The 19,304-nt window shown below is 38.3% G+C and carries 14 protein-coding genes; 6 read left to right on the top strand and 8 right to left on the bottom strand.

Translation table 11 applies throughout. The features are described from left to right. Together LK994_RS13300 and thrC are read left to right on the top strand one after the other, a co-directional pair. Positions 1 to 1,005, top strand: coding sequence for a homoserine kinase (locus LK994_RS13300; protein ID WP_229760582.1), 1,005 nt, complete (start codon positions 1 to 3; stop codon positions 1,003 to 1,005). A gap of 242 nt (positions 1,006 to 1,247) precedes the next feature. Next, a complete protein-coding gene (thrC, locus tag LK994_RS13295; protein WP_229760581.1) occupies positions 1,248 to 2,546 on the top strand; it encodes a threonine synthase in 1,299 nt (432 codons plus the stop codon). Positions 2,547 to 2,575: 29 nt separating this feature from the next. Here the strand turns inward: thrC and LK994_RS13290 are convergent, their stop codons facing one another. Both LK994_RS13290 and LK994_RS13285 read right to left on the bottom strand, forming a co-directional pair. After that, complete coding sequence (locus LK994_RS13290) at positions 2,576 to 3,304, bottom strand: hypothetical protein (RefSeq protein WP_229760580.1); 729 nt, start codon at positions 3,302 to 3,304, stop codon at positions 2,576 to 2,578. A 417-nt stretch (positions 3,305 to 3,721) separates the two neighbouring features. Beyond that, positions 3,722 to 7,123, bottom strand: a complete 3,402-nt coding sequence (locus LK994_RS13285; protein WP_229760579.1) for a T9SS type A sorting domain-containing protein — start codon at positions 7,121 to 7,123, stop codon at positions 3,722 to 3,724. Between the two features lie 414 nt (positions 7,124 to 7,537). On the opposite strand from LK994_RS13285, the gene LK994_RS13280 reads away from it, so the two are divergent. After that, positions 7,538 to 8,824, top strand: coding sequence for a DEAD/DEAH box helicase (locus LK994_RS13280; protein ID WP_229760578.1), 1,287 nt, complete (start codon positions 7,538 to 7,540; stop codon positions 8,822 to 8,824). Between the two features lie 50 nt (positions 8,825 to 8,874). On the opposite strand, the gene LK994_RS13275 is transcribed toward LK994_RS13280, so the two are convergent. The 3 genes from LK994_RS13275 to LK994_RS13265 are packed head-to-tail and all read right to left on the bottom strand — an operon-like array spanning position 8,875 to position 10,536. Continuing rightward, positions 8,875 to 9,432, bottom strand: a complete 558-nt coding sequence (locus tag LK994_RS13275; RefSeq protein ID WP_229760577.1) for an NADPH-dependent FMN reductase — start codon at positions 9,430 to 9,432, stop codon at positions 8,875 to 8,877. A gap of 1 nt (position 9,433) precedes the next feature. Further along, on the bottom strand, positions 9,434 to 9,736 hold the full coding sequence (locus LK994_RS13270; protein WP_229760576.1) for an RNA polymerase alpha subunit C-terminal domain-containing protein: 303 nt from the start codon (positions 9,734 to 9,736) through the stop codon (positions 9,434 to 9,436). Positions 9,737 to 9,753: 17 nt separating this feature from the next. After that, positions 9,754 to 10,536: a universal stress protein gene (locus LK994_RS13265; protein ID WP_229760575.1), complete on the bottom strand. Its 783-nt coding sequence runs from the start codon at positions 10,534 to 10,536 to the stop codon at positions 9,754 to 9,756. Between the two features lie 255 nt (positions 10,537 to 10,791). On the opposite strand from LK994_RS13265, the gene LK994_RS13260 reads away from it, so the two are divergent. Both LK994_RS13260 and LK994_RS13255 read left to right on the top strand, forming a co-directional pair. Further along, positions 10,792 to 11,568, top strand: a complete 777-nt coding sequence (locus LK994_RS13260; RefSeq protein WP_229760574.1) for an Lcl domain-containing protein — start codon at positions 10,792 to 10,794, stop codon at positions 11,566 to 11,568. A gap of 77 nt (positions 11,569 to 11,645) precedes the next feature. Further along, positions 11,646 to 12,536: a hypothetical protein gene (locus tag LK994_RS13255; protein ID WP_229760573.1), complete on the top strand. Its 891-nt coding sequence runs from the start codon at positions 11,646 to 11,648 to the stop codon at positions 12,534 to 12,536. A gap of 116 nt (positions 12,537 to 12,652) precedes the next feature. Here LK994_RS13255 and LK994_RS13250 read toward each other — a convergent pair whose 3' ends face one another. Then, a complete protein-coding gene (locus tag LK994_RS13250) occupies positions 12,653 to 13,399 on the bottom strand; it encodes a pentapeptide repeat-containing protein (RefSeq protein ID WP_229760572.1) in 747 nt (248 codons plus the stop codon). Between the two features lie 206 nt (positions 13,400 to 13,605). Between LK994_RS13250 and lpxD the strand changes: the two genes are divergently transcribed. Then, the gene (gene lpxD, locus LK994_RS13245) at positions 13,606 to 14,604 is read left to right on the top strand and encodes a UDP-3-O-(3-hydroxymyristoyl)glucosamine N-acyltransferase (protein WP_229760571.1); all 999 of its coding nucleotides are present in this window, start codon (positions 13,606 to 13,608) and stop codon (positions 14,602 to 14,604) included. An 833-nt stretch (positions 14,605 to 15,437) separates the two neighbouring features. Here the strand turns inward: lpxD and LK994_RS13240 are convergent. Next, positions 15,438 to 16,786 (bottom strand): IS3 family transposase gene (locus tag LK994_RS13240; protein ID WP_229759599.1). Its coding sequence is split into 2 segments (ribosomal slippage): positions 15,438 to 16,448 and positions 16,451 to 16,786, totalling 1,347 coding nucleotides; the frame shifts between segments, so codons are not numbered across the junction. Between the two features lie 54 nt (positions 16,787 to 16,840). Next, complete coding sequence (locus tag LK994_RS13235) at positions 16,841 to 19,030, bottom strand: RHS repeat-associated core domain-containing protein (protein WP_229760570.1); 2,190 nt, start codon at positions 19,028 to 19,030, stop codon at positions 16,841 to 16,843. Positions 19,031 to 19,304 lie beyond the last annotated feature (274 nt).

The following is a 19,304-nucleotide window of genomic DNA, read 5'->3' as shown; positions in this document are numbered from 1 at the left end:
ATGAATAGCAAACAGCAAAATTTACAATATAATAGCAGTTCTTCCGAAGCCGGGGGACCAAGCTCCCCCTTTAGGGGGCGGGGGGGGTATGTAAAAGTACTTGCTCCTGGTACTGTAGCGAATTTGGTTTGTGGCTTCGATGTACTTGGTATGTGCATCAACGAGCCGAATGATTTGATGGAAGTGACGATGCTGGATACGAAAGAGATCATTATCAAAAGCGCAGACGGCTATCCTTTGCCGTTAGACCCTGCAATGAATACGGCAGGTGCTCCTTTAATTGAAATGATCAATGAAGTGGGTGGTAATGTTGGCTTTGAAGTGATCATTCATAAAAAGATAAAACCGGGTAGTGGTATTGGTAGCAGTGCTGCCAGTGCGGCGGGTGCTACGGTAGCTGCGAATCATTTACTGGGTAATATTTTTTCTAAGGAAGATATGGTGCGCTTTGCGATGTTTGGCGAAAAAGTTGCCAGCGGTGTAAAACATGCGGATAATGTGGCACCCTGTATCTATGGAGGGATTACGTTGATACGTGGTATTCATCCGTTGGATATTGTGAGCATCCCTTCTCCTGACTTATTCGTTACCGTTGTACATCCGCAGATAGAAGTGAAGACGTCTGATGCAAGACAAATTTTGCGTAAAGAAGTGAAGTTGAAAGATGCGATCAAACAATGGGGAAATATTGCAGGGTTGGTAGCAGGCTTTATACAAAATGACCTGCCACTTATTAGTCGCTCTTTGGAAGATGTGATCATAGAACCCGTACGCAGTATTCTGATACCTGGTTTTGATGATGTAAAACGTTTGTGTAAAGAAGCGGGTGCATTGGGTGGAGGTATATCCGGTAGCGGACCTTCTATTTTTATGTTGAGTGAAACGGAGGCAACGGCTAATGCAGTGAATGAAGTGATGAAGGATGTTTATAATAAGATCGGGCTTGATTACAATACGTATGTTACTACTATTAATAAGACAGGGGTTAAAATAGTTGATGCATAAATGTGTGTTGTTCTTTTTTGCTTGCCCAAAAAAGAACCAAAAAAAGGCCCCGACAAAGGATTACATCCCCTTTGTCGGTTGGTACTCCGATTAAGCTTTTGTACTACTGTAAACTGTACATTAGTAATTCTACATTATGTAGAAGATTGAATCGAGGATTATAGCGAGTGTAAATAAATAAGAGTTTCGGATATAAGAGCGCTGAATTTTTAGTTTTTCATTTTTCATTTTTAATTTTATAAATGCAGTACTACAGTACAAATCATCAATCTCCAAACGTAAGTTTTAAGGAAGCCACTATTCAGGGACAAGCGCCTGATAAAGGATTGTATTTTCCTGAACATATACCTACAGTTTCAAAAGAGCTGATAGAAAATATTACATCATACAGTAACGAAGAAATTGCTTACCAGGTGATCAAACCTTATGTGGGTGATACAATACCGGAAGAAGTGTTGAGAAAGATCGTGGCAGAGACGGTGAACTTTGATAGTCCGCTGGTGAAGATCAATGAGAATATTTCTTCTCTTGAATTATATCATGGTCCTACGCTGGCGTTTAAAGATACGGGGGCAAGATTCATGAGCCGTTGCCTGGGGTATTTTGTAAAAGAACAAAATAAAAAAGTAACGGTGCTGGTGGCAACATCAGGTGATACGGGTGGCGCAGTGGCCAATGGATTTTATGATGTAGATGGGGTAGATGTGGTGATCTTATATCCTTCAGGTAAAGTAAGTTCTGTACAAGAGAAACAATTAACTACGTTAGGTAAAAATATTCATGCGCTCGAAGTGAACGGCACCTTTGATGATTGTCAGCAAATGGTGAAGCATGCTTTCACAGATAAAGAGCTGAATGAAAAATTATTTTTAACCTCTGCAAACTCTATCAATGTGGCAAGATGGTTGCCACAACAATTCTATTATTTCTTTGCTTACAAACAATGGGTGGAGAAAAATAACCCTCCTGTTATTTCTGTGCCGAGTGGCAATTTCGGAAATATCTGTGCAGGTATCTTAGCGCATATCTCAGGCTTACCTGTAAAACATTTTATTGCAGCATGCAATGCCAATGATATTGTTCCTGAATTTTTTAAAACAGGACAGTACACGCCTAAAAAAGCGGTGGCCACTATTTCCAATGCAATGGACGTTGGTAACCCGAGCAACTTCGTACGCATTTTAGAAATTTTTGATAATCAAATCGATAATCTGAAAGAGGTATTGAGTGCCTGTAGTATCACCGATGATGAAACAAGGGATACTTTACTTAAGGTAAAACGTACAGATCATTATTTATTAGATCCTCATGGAGCTGTTGGCTATTTAGCGTTGGAGCGATATCAAAAAGATCATCCTGCTGATAAAGGCATGATACTGGAAACAGCACATCCGGTGAAGTTCTATGATGTGGTAGAGCCGGTAATAGGGGAGAAAGTGCCTGTTCCTGAGTCAATTCAGGCACAGATCAACCTGGAAAAAAAGAGTACGGTGATCAATGCTGATGGGGAGTTGTTAAAAGCTTTTTTGTTGAAGCAATAATCTGGGATTGGTTTACTTAATGTTTGTCTTTATCCATTTATACTTATAAAAGGAGAATAGAAAGAACGTTTACCATGGCTGAAGGCAATGCCTTCTGTATGAAAATCTTTATTGTTTATTTTTAATGAATTAAGAAAGATAGTGGGTAGATCATTTACATGTATGCCTGGGGTAAAAACTATTTTCCATGTTTTCCGTTCAACCTTATTGTCTGAAGAACTGAATTGAACCGATTGTTCTGCTTTTATTTGATTTGATGAACCTGCTTCGAAGAATGATATTGCGTTTGCACTACTGCCATTTGATTTTTTGATACTAAACGATGAGGGAGTAAAACTGATTATATCATTTCCTTTAGCTATCACCGTGATATTCATTATTATTTTATCGTCTTTTTCATTTCCCATCGGATGTTTTTTGTCGTCGGGATAACCATATCCTACCTTATGTGGAATTATTGGAATAAACGGAGGTCCTATGATTGCGGAGGTGAATTCGTTTTCCAGCGATATACTTATAATAGTATTATCTAATGAATCCTCGAAAGTTGAAGGCATCTGTTTGTTATCGAACCTGTTCAACCGGGGATTTATTCTATAATATGTTGATTTATTCTGCTTAGAGATATTTTGAACATTTACTAAAGGCTGGCTGAAGTGTCTGGTTTCTACAACTGAGCAACTATATAAAAGAATAGGAAATATTCCCGTCATATATGTTTTTATAAAGTTGGCTGTATAGTTAAAAAAAACATTCATAGATGGTTTTTAGAAAAGTAGGGATTTTTATTCTTTTTTCATAGTGTTTACCAGCTTTATTATTGGCAGAAACAGAAAAAAAAAGTACGCCTGGTACATACTAAGTCGGATTTTAAAACGTTTTACCTCTTTATGGGCATATTTTGTCCTATTGTTAATCAAAAAACCCAATCTATGAAAGCATTATCAGTAAAACTTATTTTAGTAGCCAGTGTGCTTACATTTGGTACTACCGTGATCTTATTAATTTCGCAACTTAATTAAGATTCTTTAAAAGATATTAAATAACTCTTGTTGGTTTACTACTGACAAGAGTTTTTTGCGTTTGTATACTACCTCATTTATTTGTTTACTACAAAAAGAAAAGGCTGCCCGAAGGCAGCCTTTGGAATGGATAAGGTTTAAGGTTTGGTTTAACTATTGTTTTACGAATTTGATGTACTGAACATCTTCTCCGTTAGTGAATACTAATTTGTATGTACCCTTAGCAAGTGAAGATGCATTGATGGTTGACTGAACAGCATTTTTAGTGATCACTACTGCTTTCATTTGTCTGCCATCCATTGCATACACTTTTAATGTAGCTCCGTCTGTTGCTTTTTTATGCGAAACATATAAATTGTTTACAACAGGATTAGGGAATACATTCAGTTGATCTGCTTTCTTATTATTAACCGCAATGATAGAGCTGTATTTGATCATACCGGCTTTATCAGTGATACGAATACGATAGTAAGTAACACCACTTGTGATAGCTGCATCAGTGAATGTATAACTATTGCTTTCTAAGTTAGCAGCGTTTACTAAACCTGCATTGGTAAAGTTAGCGCCATCAGTACTTCTTTCAATAGTATATCCTGCAATGTTTATTTCATTCGTTGTATACCATATTAGTTTTGTTTGTCCGTTAACTAAAGTTGCATTGAATGATTTAAGTATTACCGGTGTAACATCAGTCAGTTTTAAACCAAAAGTAAATGGACTGAATGAGCTTAATGCCTGTGAGGTAACAGTTCCTGTAGCAAGGTTTCCAAACATATCTGTACCGGTAGTTCCTGTTTCATCAGCCCATGAAGCGCCAAGATGTGCAACACAGATATCATGTGCCGCATCAGGTGTTCCGCCGTTTGACCACGTGGTGGTTTTAGTATTGTCATAACCTAAAGAAACCTGTGCATCAGCTCCGCTGTTTCTTGCAATGTTCCAGTATTCACTTGTACTTACAGAAATCAACGGAGATAAAACTGAAGTAGTAGAAGCTCCTGATGTGTTGAAGTATTCTGCGGTATAGCTACTCGAAGTATTTGCTGCAGGAATAATAGTAGCAGGGTGGTACACTCCTCCTTTACCTACAGGGAAAGAGAAAGAGGCTGTGCTTACAGTTAATTTACCCATTGGCCCGTTCACGTGTGAAGCGGTACTACCTCCATTTACAATACCTACTTCAGCCAATGTTGGCATTTCCGAACTAGTAACATTAAGAAGTCCATTAGTAAGATTTAGAGAATCTAATATAAGTACACTGTTGCTTGCAGTTACACCTGTTGCATTGTTGATGATCAGGCCACCAATTGTAGAAGGTAAGCCAGAACCGGTAACCTGGGCTGCAATACCTTCATAAGCATATACGGCACCTCCTGAAAAATTACGGGTAGTGGTTTGGATAGGACCAGCAGCTGCTGATGCTGTGATACCATCCACTGAACCGATCCTTAATTTAGCACCTATTGCTAAAGTAAATGTACCGGCTCCGGTAACAGTTTGTGTAGCATTACGGAAGTCAGCAATTTTTGAAACGTTCAACACGCCACCGGCTGCAATGTTAATAGTAACCGGGTCGCCTGTACCAGGCGTATTATCAGCTTTGGTTCCGTTAGGATAAAATTCAGATACATTCATTGTTCCGGTGCTTCCGATATTCAGCACAAATGTTTTACCTGCAGCAGCACCAAAACTAAAGTATCCGTTGGTATGCCCTGCCCATCCGTTTGCAGTAGCATTACCTGGTGCAAGACCATCTATGAAAGTTAATGTTCCGTTTACGTTGATGACTTGATTGAAAGTACCGTTAGTATGAGAGCTTGATATAGGTGTATAACAACTCCATGGTGCAAAGGTCAATGTCTTACCTGCATTGATGGTTAATGTATTATTATCACCTGCTACAGTGTAATAGCCTGCTGCATTACCGGCATTACCCGATCCATGATAGTTCAATACTACGTTGGTGTTGATGGTAACAGTAGTGCTTGCAGTATTGGTTCTCATTCTTGATAAATTGATTGTACCACCGCCACTAACAGTAAGGCCTGTACTAAATATATCTAAGCTAAGTCCATCAGCATTATTACCGGTAGCTACATTTCCAACTAACGAACCAGGTTGTACATCAAAGGTTGTTCCGTAAATTTTAAGATATAATGGTGAGTTTACCAGGTTGCTTGATTTCAGTGTACTGCTTCCGTTTACATACAGATTTTTTACACTTCTGCCAGAAGTTTCTGCATTAACAGTAAAGCCATCAGTGATATACACATTTGCTGTTGTTGCATTAGGGAAATCAGCAGATGCAACCCAGTTGGTGCCATCCCATTTGTTCCAGGTTGCGTTAGTGCCCCAGTTACCGGTGGCAACTGATTTATAATCACCTATCTCAAAAGCAACATCAGTACCTGCACCAATAACTGCAACATTTTGTGTAGTGATGCCTCCTCCGGTAACAGTGATATTGCCATTATATGCAATCACGGCTGTAGGAGTAAAATTAACATAGACTGTAGTAGAAGCAAAAGCTCCACCGGTGTAAGGAATAGTAACACTTGATGCAAAACCGCTTCCACTTGTTAACGATACCTGGTAACCTGAAGGAGGGGTAATAGTAATATTGCCGTTTGCAGGGCTTAATCCACCTGCTACAACTGTAAATGTTTTTTCAGCTGAAGTAGTATTTGTAAGTATTGTACCAAAATTTAATGAAGCAGGGCTTGCAATTGCTGTAGGAGAAGAAGGCGCTGATGTGGTAAATGTTTGATCTGCGCCATAAGAAGTTCCTGCACTATTGGTAGCATATGCTCTTACATGATATGTTGTGCTGAAAGCCAGTCCGCTTATATTACTTGTTATTGCACCAACTGCTGTAGGTCCATCAGTAGTTTTTGAATCGGCTGTTGTAGGATTAGCCGTTAAACCATAACAGAAACCACTAACAGTTACTGCTGTTGATCCTGCATCTGTGAGCTGTCCTCCCAATGTTGCAGTAGATGAAGTGATCGATGTAGCAACTGAAGCGTTGGTGGTAACTGTTGGAGCTACACCAATGTTCGCATCAATTAATAAAGAGGTTACATTTAAGTTTCCGGAAAACGTTATCCGTATATAGGTGCCCGCCGTAATAGTGGCTGACGGCGTAACGGCGATCGATCCACAGGTACTGCCGTTGATTGTTCCAACGCCGGCAGCGCCAGCATCAGCAGTATATGTTCCGGCTAATGTAGAAGAAGTTGCTAATGCAGAGAAGGTTCTGTTACTTCCTGTACCGGTACCTCGTACTGTAATTTTAGTAATATCATTTACAGCTACAAAAATAAACAACGAACTACTTGTTGCTTTTGAGGGTGTATAAGTATCACAATTTGCAGAACCATCCGTGATCGTTCCTCCTGTAGTACCCTTGTAGTAAGTACCAACACCGGTTTTGGTATAACCGGATGGAGATCCACCAGAGGTAGCACTTGCAAAATCAAAGATCTGTTGCTGTGCATGTGCTTGCAAAGAAAAAAAACAGGCAGTAAAGAATAAATAGTAAAAGATTTTTTTCATAACAATCGTTTTAATTTTTAGTAAGAAAATATTTTAACTGAAGAATAGAGGGTTTCCATATGTATTGAAAGCAAACCAAATATACAGTCTATAAAAAAAAGATACTAGGAAAAGAGGGGTCTTTTTTTATAAAAGTTACACTATTTTACGCAATCGTTCCCGTTTTTTTTCTAAGAAAATATGTTTTCTTTTCCTTTGGTATAACTATTTAGTGGTGAATGTATTTTAAAGTTTTGCCGGCTATACGGTAATTTTAGCCTACCTTCGCACCAGTTCATTTATTTAGCGGCATTACAAGCCAGTTTATTGTAGAAATATCACTCCCCAATAAAATATCCCAACGAACAGGGTATACTCGTTTATGATGATGAAGTTAACGACTTCATTTCCGCACTAATTTTTAAAAAAATTACATTGTTATTTACAGACTTAAAGATCATTAAGCCCATACTAGATGCGCTTACTGAAGAAGGTTATACAAAACCTACCCCCATTCAGCAACAGGCCATTCCTCATATCCTGGAAGGCAAAGACCTACTTGGCTGTGCACAAACAGGCACAGGAAAGACAGCAGCATTTGCTATACCGATGTTGCAATTATTAGCCAAACCCAAAACAATGGAGAGTAGTGGTCAACGCCCTATAAGAGCGTTGATATTGACTCCTACACGTGAGCTGGCCATTCAGATACAGGATAGTTTTAACGCTTACGGACGACACCTGCGCTTGAAAAACCTGGTGGTATTTGGTGGCGTAAACCAAAATCCACAAGTGGATGCGTTGAGAAGAGGCGTAGATATTTTAGTAGCTACTCCCGGCCGTTTGTTAGATCTTATCAGCCAGGGGCATATCCGTTTGAACGAAATAGAAATATTTGTGCTGGATGAAGCTGACCGTATGTTAGATATGGGATTTGTGCATGATGTAAAAAGGATCATCACAAAAATTCCTGTAAAAAGACAAACATTGTTTTTTTCTGCAACGATGCCTGATGAGATTCAATCATTGGCAAACAGTATTTTAAAGAATCCTGAAAAAGTAGAAGTAGCTCCGGTGTCTTCTACTGCAGATACTATTGAGCAATCATTATTCTTTGTAGCAAAAGAAAATAAAAGATCATTACTGGCTTATATCCTCGAAGATAAAAATATTGAAACGGCGTTGGTGTTCACCCGTACAAAGCATGGTGCTGATAAAGTTGTGAAAGAGCTTACAAGGATCGGCGTGAGTGCAGAAGCTATTCATGGCAACAAATCTCAAAATGCCCGACAAAGAGCATTAAGCAATTTTAAGAACAGGGAAACAAGGATCTTAGTGGCTACTGATATTGCTGCCCGTGGCATTGATGTGGATGAATTGACACATGTGATCAATTATGAATTACCAAATGTAGCAGAAACCTATGTGCATCGTATAGGCCGTACCGGTAGGGCAGGCTTAAGCGGTACTTCTTTTTCTTTTTGCGATGCAGAAGAAATGAGTGATCTGAAAGATATACATAAATTGATCGGCAAACAGATCCCGGTGAACGAACATCATCCGTATCATACAACATTCTCCGGATTTGTTAAACGTCCTGCGCCACAGCAGCAACGTCCGCAAAGAAGTTTTGGTAACAGGAACGGAGGTAGTAATGGCAACCAACCAAAGAAAAGATTTGGTGCAGAAAAGCCGAGGAACTTTGGAAACAGGGCTCAATAAAATAATCGATACAATAAAAAAGGAACCACTTGTGGTTCCTTTTTTTATAATTACGCCATTCTTTTCTTAGCCTCGATACACCATAGTAACTCTCCAATAAAACCGGCTGCTCTTTTATCTGTAGCAGCCTTGTCTTTCGGAACTCCATTCTCATCAAAACTGTCGCTGACCTTTGGAACAGGAAACATCGCCGGAACTGTCCATGCTTTTATTTTCCAGAGAGAAAATTGTAGTGAGGTGATCACCTGGGTACCACCAAAAACACCATCTGATACAGTAGAAATGGCAATCGGTTTTTTATTCCATTCGTCATACAACAGGTCGACCACATTTTTTAAACTTGCCGGATATCCGCCATTGTATTCCGGTGTAACAATGATAACGCCATCAGCAGATTTTATTTTTCCTGCAAATTCCAGCACATTGGCTGCAGGAGATTTTTGCAGCCGCAACCTCTCTTCAAATAAAGGAAAGTTATACGCATTCAGGTCCAGTATTTCTGCTGTAGCCTGATTGATTTCTTCCAGGTATTTTTTAAAATATAAAGCCACTCTGTGGCTGTTTCTTCCGGTTCTTACGCTGGATGATATGATAGTGATGTGCGGCATATTATTTTTTTTGTTTAGTGAAAGATAAACCTTCTGATTGTAAGGATTTTTTTAAAATTGGTAAAGCAGCAGGCCCGATGCCATGCAGTGATATGATTTCTTTTTCTGTGTAAGTTGATAATTGTTTCAGCGAAATGATTTGGTTGTTTTCCAAAGCACGTCTTGCAGGCGCCGCAAGTAAAGATAAAAATCCACTTTTAGGTTTGCGGTCTCTCTCACAAACCGGGCAAGTAGGACAGTCGCTGTTTTTATGATACTGATGCCCTTTACTGCATGTTCTTATTGTTGTTGTTGAACTCGCCATTGTATGACTTCGATACTTTAGTCTAATACAGCAAGTACAGGTACTTCACTCTGATATATCAGATCGGATGAATAATGCGATTTGAATATTTTTTCAAAAAGGCTATGCATCTTTGGTCCGATAATGATCATGTCAATTTTTTTATCTTTTGTAAAAAGATTGACTGCTTCAGTAAAATCGAAAAGCCGCATAAAATAGAATTCAGGATTAAATTCTGCCAGTATCGCTTCCATATTATCCCTCGCTGTTTTAAATTCTTCGGTTAAGGAGATATAATGTTTACTGTCTACATTCAGTACGTGCAAAAAGGGTTTAAAGTCTGCCAATACTTTTTTTATAGACATCATAGTGGGTCCTTCCTGTATAAATTTCATTTCAGAAGTGAGTACTACATTATTCACGCCATTGAATGTGGCTTTTGCAGGTACAATTAAAACAGGGCAAATATTTTTCTCTACAACCTTTAATGCGTTTGAACCGGTGAAACGATGTACTAACTGAGATTTTTCTGACAATGTCATTATTATCATATAAGCAGTTCTGCCATGAGCGAATGCACTTAGGCTGTCAATAAAATCATGACCAGATTCCAACAAGGTTTCTATTTTGGTGGCAGAAGTTGAAAATTCTTTTTTCAGGCTTTCCAGGTAATTACGTTCTGATATGATATCCTCACCGTCTTTATAAAAATGATATAAGATGATCGTGACATCTTTTCTGTCTTTGTACATCTCATAGGCATAGTGAGCAGAATTGAAGGATGGTTCAGAAAAATCTAAGGGAACAATTACGGTAAGCATCTGATTAAATTTTATACAAAATAAGTTAATTTTTGCGGATGAAGAATTCTTTCATTTACTATTCTTTCTATTGTTTCTGTTCTGTTATCATTTATGTGAAATTGGGTGAACAATTCAGGCCAGCATAATTCTTATCAGGCTCGGGAAATGATAAGTAACGGGGCCATGGTATTGTTCTGCAACTGTAAAATCTGGTAGTTTTCTTGACTTGTAAATAAAAAATTGGTACATTTATTTTGACTAAAAACCTTTATTATGAATTTGCTTCCATCCAAAAAGTATTTAATAGTTGCCGGTTCATTAAATAAAATAGCGATTGCACTGCTGTTGATCATTCTGATCAGTTTGCCTATTGTAGGTTATTCCCAGCATGTAAAAGCTCCAACCGATAGCAGCAAAGCCGGTAAAAATGCGATGCCTGTTAATAATGGAGTTTTACTTCCACAAATGACCGTTGAACAAATAGGAGCGCTTGTTAATCCTTCGGAGGGGTCGGTGGTATACAATACAGTTGCTAAACGACCAATGTTTTATAATGGAACTTCCTGGAAATATTTCGATGTAAACTTTCATACCGTTGGAGAAGAGTATGGGGGAGGTATTATATTTTATGTGGATCCTTCGGGAGATCATGGATTAATTGCGGCTGCAGTTGATCAAAGCACTATGGCAAAATGGGGCTTTTTTGAAAACCCTGCCGGTGCTACTGCAATAACTGTTGGTACAGGAGTAACGAATACGGATAAGATCATAAGTATAAATCCCGGAGATAATGCAGGTATAGCGGCCCGCCTTTGCAGCGATCTTACGCTAAATGGATACAGTGATTGGTTCCTCCCGTCATTGAATGAGTTGAAATTGCTGTATAAAAATTTACAATTGAAAGGAGTAGGAAATATTGCAAGAGCTGAATATTGGTCTTCTTCAGAAACTGATTTCAATAATGCATGGCTGCTGGATTTTAATACAGGTAGTCCTGTAGAAAGTACCGTAAATAAGCCATCCTATGTTAGGGCCATTCGGGCATTTTAAATCAATTTAATAAAGTTTGGAAGTTTTACCTTAGCTTCATTCATATAACCTTATTTAACCTTAAAACTGTACAAAGAATGAATAACAGATCAGTTACCCGAAATTCTTTCACATTCACTGCAAGTTTTTTATTACTCATACTTGCATCATTTTTTACCAATCAATCAAAAGCGCAATGGTCAAGTGGTAAGTACATGAAGCAAGCGTTTGTACGAACAATTAATTATGCCAAAAACTATGAATCCAGCAGCAGCACTTTTGGCTTTGCCAAGGGGTTAAGCTTTTTAGGAACATTCCTGGATGCTTCCGGAGGAAAAAGCAATTTTACGCTTGACCTGAAGAGTGATAAGACTTATGTTATCATGGGTGGAGGAGATGATGACGCTACCGATGTAGATATCAAGATCAGCAAGGATGGTGTAACCCTGGCAAGCGATACTAAAACAGATAATCTGCCATCGGTTACTTTCTCACCTTCGTATTCTGGCAGATATGTACTAACCTTATCTAATTATGCAAAGACCAAAGCATATTGCTGCCTGGTAATTCTTGAATCGGGAGGATTGGTGTTAAATACCGACCGGATGAAAGAAGCTCAGAACTCTATGTTTGCCCTGGCATCTATCGTTAATGAAGTTTCTACTACAGGAGTGGCATTTCAGAGCAAGGAAAATTCGTGGTGTGTTTATGGTTACTTACTTGAACAAGGAACAGATAATAGCATTTATGGTATGCCGTTACGTGATGGCTCCAAGCATTATTTAGTAGCTGTAGGTGATGATAGTGTTAAAGATATTGATCTTTGTGCTACAGTGGATGGAACTGAAACGTCCTGTAATAAAGAGATGGATGCAACACCATTGGTTACGATAAGTAAGGCAACATCTTCATCTACTTATGGATTCAGGGTAAAAAATATAAAATCAGAACATACTGGTTTTGTTCTTGTATCAATTTTACGAGAATAAACGTACCTGAGAATTTGTATAAACTTAAATAAATAAAAAAACTCCGAAGATACCTTCGGAGTTTTTTATTTGTAATTCTATTTAAATAGTAAATATGTCTTGATAAATAAATCCACTTATCTGGGCAGTATCAAAAAGTCATTGATAGAACTTGTTCGTTTATTTTCTCCTTTGCTGCAGATATATCTTTCCTGTAATTCTTTGAATCCGGTCACATTATTATTTTCTAATTCTGTCAGGCATAATTTTTCCAATCTTTCCTGGTAAGGAAGAGTGCGGTATATCCGGATATTATCGAGGCAGGTATTGATCATTATGGCATTTTCAAAATTCAGACTCACTCCGCTGATCGTAGCATTGGCAAAGTTTGCATTTGTAAGGTCGGCATTGTCAAATATACATCCTTCAAAAAATGCTTTCTCAAATCTTACATTGCTAAGGTTGGCACCGATGAAGAGGCAATAAGTGAATCGAACACCACGGAAATCAATACCCGATAAATTGAGGTTACTGAAATTCATTTTTGAAAAATTATTGGCCCCATGTTGTCGCATTCTTTTAGTAAGATCCTCACGTATCTCGATGGATTCAACAGTATCCTGGTAACCCGAAGAGCCATATTTCATGAATTTTTTAAGCAGTTGTGTAGGTGGTGTAACAAAACTGATCCGAAGAAAGAGAGGTTTTAAAATAAGGAAATGGAATGCTGTAACGGCCATAACCGCAGCAATACCCAGAAATATCCAGTTGGTGCTATATCGGTAATGTAAAAAGTACAAACTGCTTCCCATAATAAAGAGAACCAATGCAGCTAATATACATAGCATGACGATACTGACGAATCGGTAAAAATTATAACTCATAATAGTCTTGTTTTGTATGGAAAGCTCGTTAACACACGAGAAGGGTCTTACTCGATAGGATATCATGGCTAAGATAGTACAAAAATATTGTAAAACAACATCTATTTGCCAAGCCGGAGGTGAACAGAAATTGGTAAGTGCTTTTAAGCGCTTGGGCAATGCCAAAATTTAATGCTATATTGAAGGCCTAATTAAACCTTAAACACATGTTAACATTCAGTATCCATGAAATAAATGAGAAACTAAAAGGCGTCATTGTCGGTAATACTACACAATCTATCACTGGTCCTGAACAGTTAGAACTGGCAAACGATCGGCAAATTTCTTTTATAGGCAATAAAAAGTATATAAAATTGTGGGAAAGCTCCAAGGCATGTGCCGCTATCATTAATGAAGATATTGATCTGGAACCCGGGGCAAACAAAGCATTTATAAAAGTAAAGGATGCGGATATAGCAATGGCGGAGTTGTTGGAACTCTTTGTTACCGAGCCTCCGGTATTTGAAGAAATGATCCATGCAACAGCTGTTATTCATCCTACAGCAATAGTAGGCAATGGTTGTAAGATTGGTGCAGGGTGCTATGTAGGTAAAAACGTGCAATTAGGTAATGATGTGGTGTTGTATCCAAATACAACTATACTTGATAATACAACAATTGGCAATAACACCACCATTTGGTCAGGAACAGTGATCAGGGAAAGATGTGTTATCGGAAGCCATTGTATCATACATCCCAATGTTACGATAGGTGCAGATGGTTTTGGTTTCAGACCAAGTCCTGATGGCAGGGGGCTTATTAAGATCCCTCATATTGGAAACGTGATCATTGGAAACGGAGTAGAAATAGGAGCCAGCAGTTGTATTGATAGAGGTAAATTCAGTGCTACCATTGTTGGTGATGGTTGTAAGATAGATAACCTGGTACAAATAGGGCATAACAGTAAAATGGGGCGCTCTTGTATCATGGCAGGAAGTAGTGGGTTAGCCGGCTCCGTTACCTTAGGCGATGGTGTTATAGTTGGAGGTGGTGCCTGTATCTCCGACCATGTGATCTTAGGCAATGGCGTACAGGTAGGCGGTGCATCCGGAGTGATCAATAATTTTGGAGATGGTAAAAAAATATTGGGTTACCCTGCAATAGATGCAAGAGATGCATTAAAACAATGGGTGGTGTTAAGAAAGCTGGTTAAAGAATCTAAATAATACTAGTAGATAAAAGCCGGAGGCTTGTATAAAAAAAACTTGCAGAAAATAATAATCGAACAGGTATTTGGCCGTACTTCGCAAAAAAATAAGTTCTTCCGTAGAAACGGAAGAACTTTTAACGATTGCTTGCCATATGAAAAATTCTTAAAAGTATTGTTGAACTGATCTGACTCAGTTTGTATGTGCAGTTAAAAAGCACTTTCTTCTATCGGGTGTATTTTTTAAAGAACGTCTACTTATTATCTCACTTCCCGATCTTGTTACACAAAGGTAAATGGCTTTTAGAGGGAGGGGAAATCATCTTTAATGTGTTTTTATTACGCTAAGTCCTTTCAAAAAATCAGAAAAGCCTTACTGGTAATATGTTTCATAGAAATTTCTTCATGATGGCCAACCTCAATTTTGTATATTTAATTTATTTATAATATTGATTATTTTCTGTAAAATTAGCAAAAAATGAGTGTTTGTTATGAAATTATTAACTTTTTAAGCTCGGTAATTGCTTTTTTGGTATGAATTGATGTGATAAAGTACTGATGATTGACCTGGTGCTATGAATACTCATTTCTTATTCCTTCTTAATGTAGTGCTTATATACGTTTATAGAGTTCTATACTATTGAGCATGGGATGTTTTTTTAAATGTAATTGATTGATTATACGCATGTAATGTTATTTTTTAGCTTTTTATTCCGTGAGGGCACCGGTACGATACCGGAAGGCTGCCGGAAGTCAGTGTATGTCGTCAAATCAAAGTGAACTTTCTCTTAGAGAGTGTTTCGTGATTTAAAGATACTTTTTATTTTTAGTTTTATAGTGTACAGATTAAAATTAAGATGCTATTTTTTGTCTTAAATAATTTTGCCTTCTTCTTTGAAGCGTTAGCATTTTTATTCTTTGCCTGTATTTAAAAATCTCTTCTTGCCTTCCGTAATAAACATCTGCCGGTGTGACATTCCCAAGAGACTCATGATAGCGTTCATGATTATAGTAGTGTACAAAAGCCGTTAATGATGCTTCCAGTTCTTCAGGGCAGTAGTAATTATCCAACTTAACAACGTTTTTCATTGACCGATGATAACGTTCAATTTTCCCTTGTGTTTGCGGATGATTGGGCCTGCCATGTAAAAGTTTCATTTTCTTGTTTTGTAAAAAGATTTTGAGTTCTGATGCGATATAGCAAGCTCCATTGTCCGATAATAACTTTGGCCTGAACTCATTTGGCAACTCTGAAGCCTCCAGGGCTCTATTAACTGTTCGTTGTACATCCTCTGTTTTCATTGTCTTACAGAGTTCCCAATGAACAATAAAACGGCTGTAATCATCCAGTACTGTACTCAGATAATACCATCCCCATCCCAATATCTTGAAGTAAGTAAAATCTGTTTGCCACATTTCATGAACAAAGCAGGTCTTTTGACTAAATTCATTTCCTGCTGCTAACAAAATATGTGAAGGGCTGGTGATTAACCCTTTGGCCTTCAAAATCCGGTACACGCTGGATTCTGATATGAATATTCCTTTTACATCACTGAGTTTACAGGATAATTCTCTGGGTGATAACTCGGCATATTCCAGCGCAATCTCCACTACAAGATTCTTTTCAGACTGTGGTATCGTATTCCAGCGTTGCCGGGTAGCACGTTTTGATTCAAGGCCATTAGCACCCTTATCCAAATAAGCTTTGTACCAATTGTAAAACGTACTCTTGTTGATCCCCAACTGTACCAAAGTTCTGTTTACTCCCAGTTCTGAACGTTCAACCAATTGAATGATTTCCTCCTTTTCTGCTACTGATAATCTCATACGACGTTGATATTTTTCGCTTACTCCAAGATGGTTAAGCTTTTTTTTACAATGTCATAGCGGAGCATCAGATCAGCTACCATTTCTTTTAACCTTTGATTCTCTTTACGTAGTTCAGTTACTTCGTCACTAGTAGCTTCACGAGTAGTATCACCATTAAGGCGTTTCTTACCTGCTTCCATGAACTCTTTATTCCATTTGTAAAACAATGCCTGGTTAATCCCATGTTTACGACATATCTCTGCGGTAGAGCTTTCACCTCGTAGTGCTTCCATAACTATAAGGATCTTTTGTTCGGAGGTGAACAATCGCCTAGTCCTGCGACGGATGTCTTTAATGAAGTTTTCTGTGGACTGTTTTTGTTTCTTTTCCATGTTATTCTATTTTAATGATGAACAATGGAAATACTCTCTAAAATTAACTTATTTTTAGTCCAGTTTTAGCTGACGATTTACATTATCTAATACGCGTAATGCTGCTGCTCCCATAATACTATAAAATCTTTTTCTATCACCGGGAGGTATAGCTTCTTTGCCATCTATATCTATATTCATAACTGGATTATCGAGAGCATAAACATATGGACTCCAAGATGGGTATTTCCTTTCTAACGGATCAACTGAAAAAAACCTTCCTAGTCGTGGGTCGTAAATTCTTGCTCCAAAATCATACATATTCCCTATACCATACATTTCATCATCCATTCTTTTTCCATTAAATCCATAAGGATATTTCGCTTTATCTGTTGCACTTGAACTACTAACCGCCCCCGGCAACAGTTGTAAGTACCCATTCAACGTAAAATTATCCAATCTAAATGTACCGGTACTTCTATGTGAAGTGCCATACAGGGTGATCTTCACCGTTATATGCCCCTGTAAACCATTTACAGCTTGTGTAACATTACCAGCTGCAGTTGCAAGTGTTCCATTGGAGTTAATGTTAACATTGCCACCCCCTGCATTTATGCCGTTAATATCCATCAACCAATAAGGGTATCCTGTCTGGCTGGTGCAGTTCATAAAGCTGTAGCCGGTTACATTCAGTATTTTACCTGCTGCCACATCAAACTCTAAGGTAATGGTGCTTGGTTGCGTACTATCGCCGGGCAGGCCACTTATGTATAAGGCTGTTTTATTAGTGGCTGTAGTATAGATGCTGCTCCAAACACCTTTACTGTTTGTCCATTTACTGTTGGTGATATTGGGGTTTTGCGTTGGAGCTTTTGTTAAGTAGGGATGAACCGATGGAGTGTCGTTAAAAGTATGTTGATACAACACGGCAGAGCTTGTTGCTGTTCCGGAGTTGGCTACCGGCTGTAATTTTTCCGATTCAGGTACCGGGTAGATCCTCCCCGGCATCTGCATACCGCCGGGATAGTAATCAGTGGCCGTTACCACATCCGGCACAAACAAACCTATCGTGTTGCTATATCCATTACCACTGCTGTTGGTAATGGTTTTGTATATCTTTTTATCTGATACAGTTGCCATTACATTCCCCACCTGGTTGGTTAAATTATATTGTTTATTTCCTCTTGTAACATAAAAAACCTCCGAAGTGCCGATACCAATATCCTGCCATCCGGTGCTGTTAGACCATTTTTTTCTTACATCGGTCATTGCCTTTTCCATCAAATCCAGTAAAGGTATCGTCATATCGGGTATTAAGGTATAAGATATTTTTTGCTGCAACAATTTTATGTGCTCCTGTGCCGGCCTTACCAGCTTGCTGCTCATATCTGCGGCTGCTGTTTTTCTTTTATTGGTAGCCGCCTGCTTTTGCAAAAAGGTACAGGTGTATGCTAATTGCCATTGCAGCCAGCTGCGGTATATGGCAAACAAGTCAGCTTTTTCCGGATCTATTTCATGCAATCTTGCTGGTTTTATTTTGAAGCTGTCTGCAACGATATTTTTTTTATCGTACATATAAACAGTGGCTGTTGTCATATTTAAAACAGCTTTCGAGAGTATTGAATTGTTATTGATATATCCCACATATTGAACAGCATTACCGTTGTTTTCCCGCTGCAGTTTTAATTTGGACTGCTCATAGTTTTTCAGGCTATCTTTTTTTTCATAGATATTTACCGGTTGATAGAGTATTGTGTTCATTAAGATGCACTGCTGCCAGATCGATCTTTCATAATTATCAAGCAGGGATAGTTTATCTGATGAACCGGGAGCTGATAGCAGGGGTGTATAATTTATAAAAGAATTTTGGGGCAGGTATTTTTTCAGGTCGTTGGCATGAATTGTTACAAGTGTCCTCATTGCATGTATCTCCTCCAGGCAATCCATCGTAAACAGCCGGGAGAAATAATCAAATACATCTACATTTTTGAGGACAATTTGTTCTGCCAGTTTGGGGCCAACAGCAATGGAATCGAATATCTTTCCGAAAGTGGTGACATAATATAGTTGCTGTTTTTGGGTATCAAATATTGCAAGTGGGATATAATGATCATCATCCGTAGCGTGATGAAGTGCAAGGAATCCGGGAGTGTGTTGATCTGCTGCTTTAATGACGGGATGTTGCCAGGGTGCATAATTTTGAGAGAGAGCCGTTTGCGAAAAAAATAAGATCAGCATGAACAGGTAGTGTTGGATAAATCTCATTGCTAGCGGATTTTTTCCATAGATGAAAAAATCCAAATAAAGGTTGCATACTGGTATGCAATGATTTTTTTCTGTAGCGATTCTGTTGCTCAATAATGATATATCGTACAAGAGTGTGATGCCACTGAAGTTGAATAGGAGTATCCCGATAGCTATCGGAACTAAAAAAAAAATCAATTAAACGATCTGCAAATTTGATGATTGGGTAATGATAGCAGCTCTTCGTATTGACTCATTATCAAATCATCAATTTATCAAATTACTTATCTTTGCG

This window comes from Ferruginibacter lapsinanis (assembly GCF_020783315.1).
GTDB lineage: Bacteria > Bacteroidota > Bacteroidia > Chitinophagales > Chitinophagaceae > Ferruginibacter > Ferruginibacter lapsinanis.
The sequence above is the reverse complement of the archived record's forward strand: the minus strand, read 5'-3'. Positions and strand labels throughout refer to the sequence as shown.

What these genes read in the sequence shown, in the direction of transcription:
- LK994_RS13265 (WP_229760575.1), bottom strand. Translation starts at nt 10,536, where the DNA reads ATGCTTACCGTAATTGTTCCCTTAGATTTTTCTGAACCATCCTTCAAT.
- LK994_RS13300 (WP_229760582.1), top strand. Translation starts at nt 1, where the DNA reads ATGAATAGCAAACAGCAAAATTTACAATATAATAGCAGTTCTTCCGAA.
- LK994_RS13235 (WP_229760570.1), bottom strand. Translation starts at nt 19,030, where the DNA reads ATGAGATTTATCCAACACTACCTGTTCATGCTGATCTTATTTTTTTCG.
- LK994_RS13270 (WP_229760576.1), bottom strand. Translation starts at nt 9,736, where the DNA reads ATGGCGAGTTCAACAACAACAATAAGAACATGCAGTAAAGGGCATCAG.
- LK994_RS13250 (WP_229760572.1), bottom strand. Translation starts at nt 13,399, where the DNA reads ATGAGTTATAATTTTTACCGATTCGTCAGTATCGTCATGCTATGTATA.
- LK994_RS13285 (WP_229760579.1), bottom strand. Translation starts at nt 7,123, where the DNA reads ATGAAAAAAATCTTTTACTATTTATTCTTTACTGCCTGTTTTTTTTCT.
- LK994_RS13290 (WP_229760580.1), bottom strand. Translation starts at nt 3,304, where the DNA reads ATGAATGTTTTTTTTAACTATACAGCCAACTTTATAAAAACATATATG.
- thrC (WP_229760581.1), top strand. Translation starts at nt 1,248, where the DNA reads ATGCAGTACTACAGTACAAATCATCAATCTCCAAACGTAAGTTTTAAG.
- lpxD (WP_229760571.1), top strand. Translation starts at nt 13,606, where the DNA reads ATGTTAACATTCAGTATCCATGAAATAAATGAGAAACTAAAAGGCGTC.
- LK994_RS13255 (WP_229760573.1), top strand. Translation starts at nt 11,646, where the DNA reads ATGAATAACAGATCAGTTACCCGAAATTCTTTCACATTCACTGCAAGT.
- LK994_RS13275 (WP_229760577.1), bottom strand. Translation starts at nt 9,432, where the DNA reads ATGCCGCACATCACTATCATATCATCCAGCGTAAGAACCGGAAGAAAC.
- LK994_RS13260 (WP_229760574.1), top strand. Translation starts at nt 10,792, where the DNA reads ATGAATTTGCTTCCATCCAAAAAGTATTTAATAGTTGCCGGTTCATTA.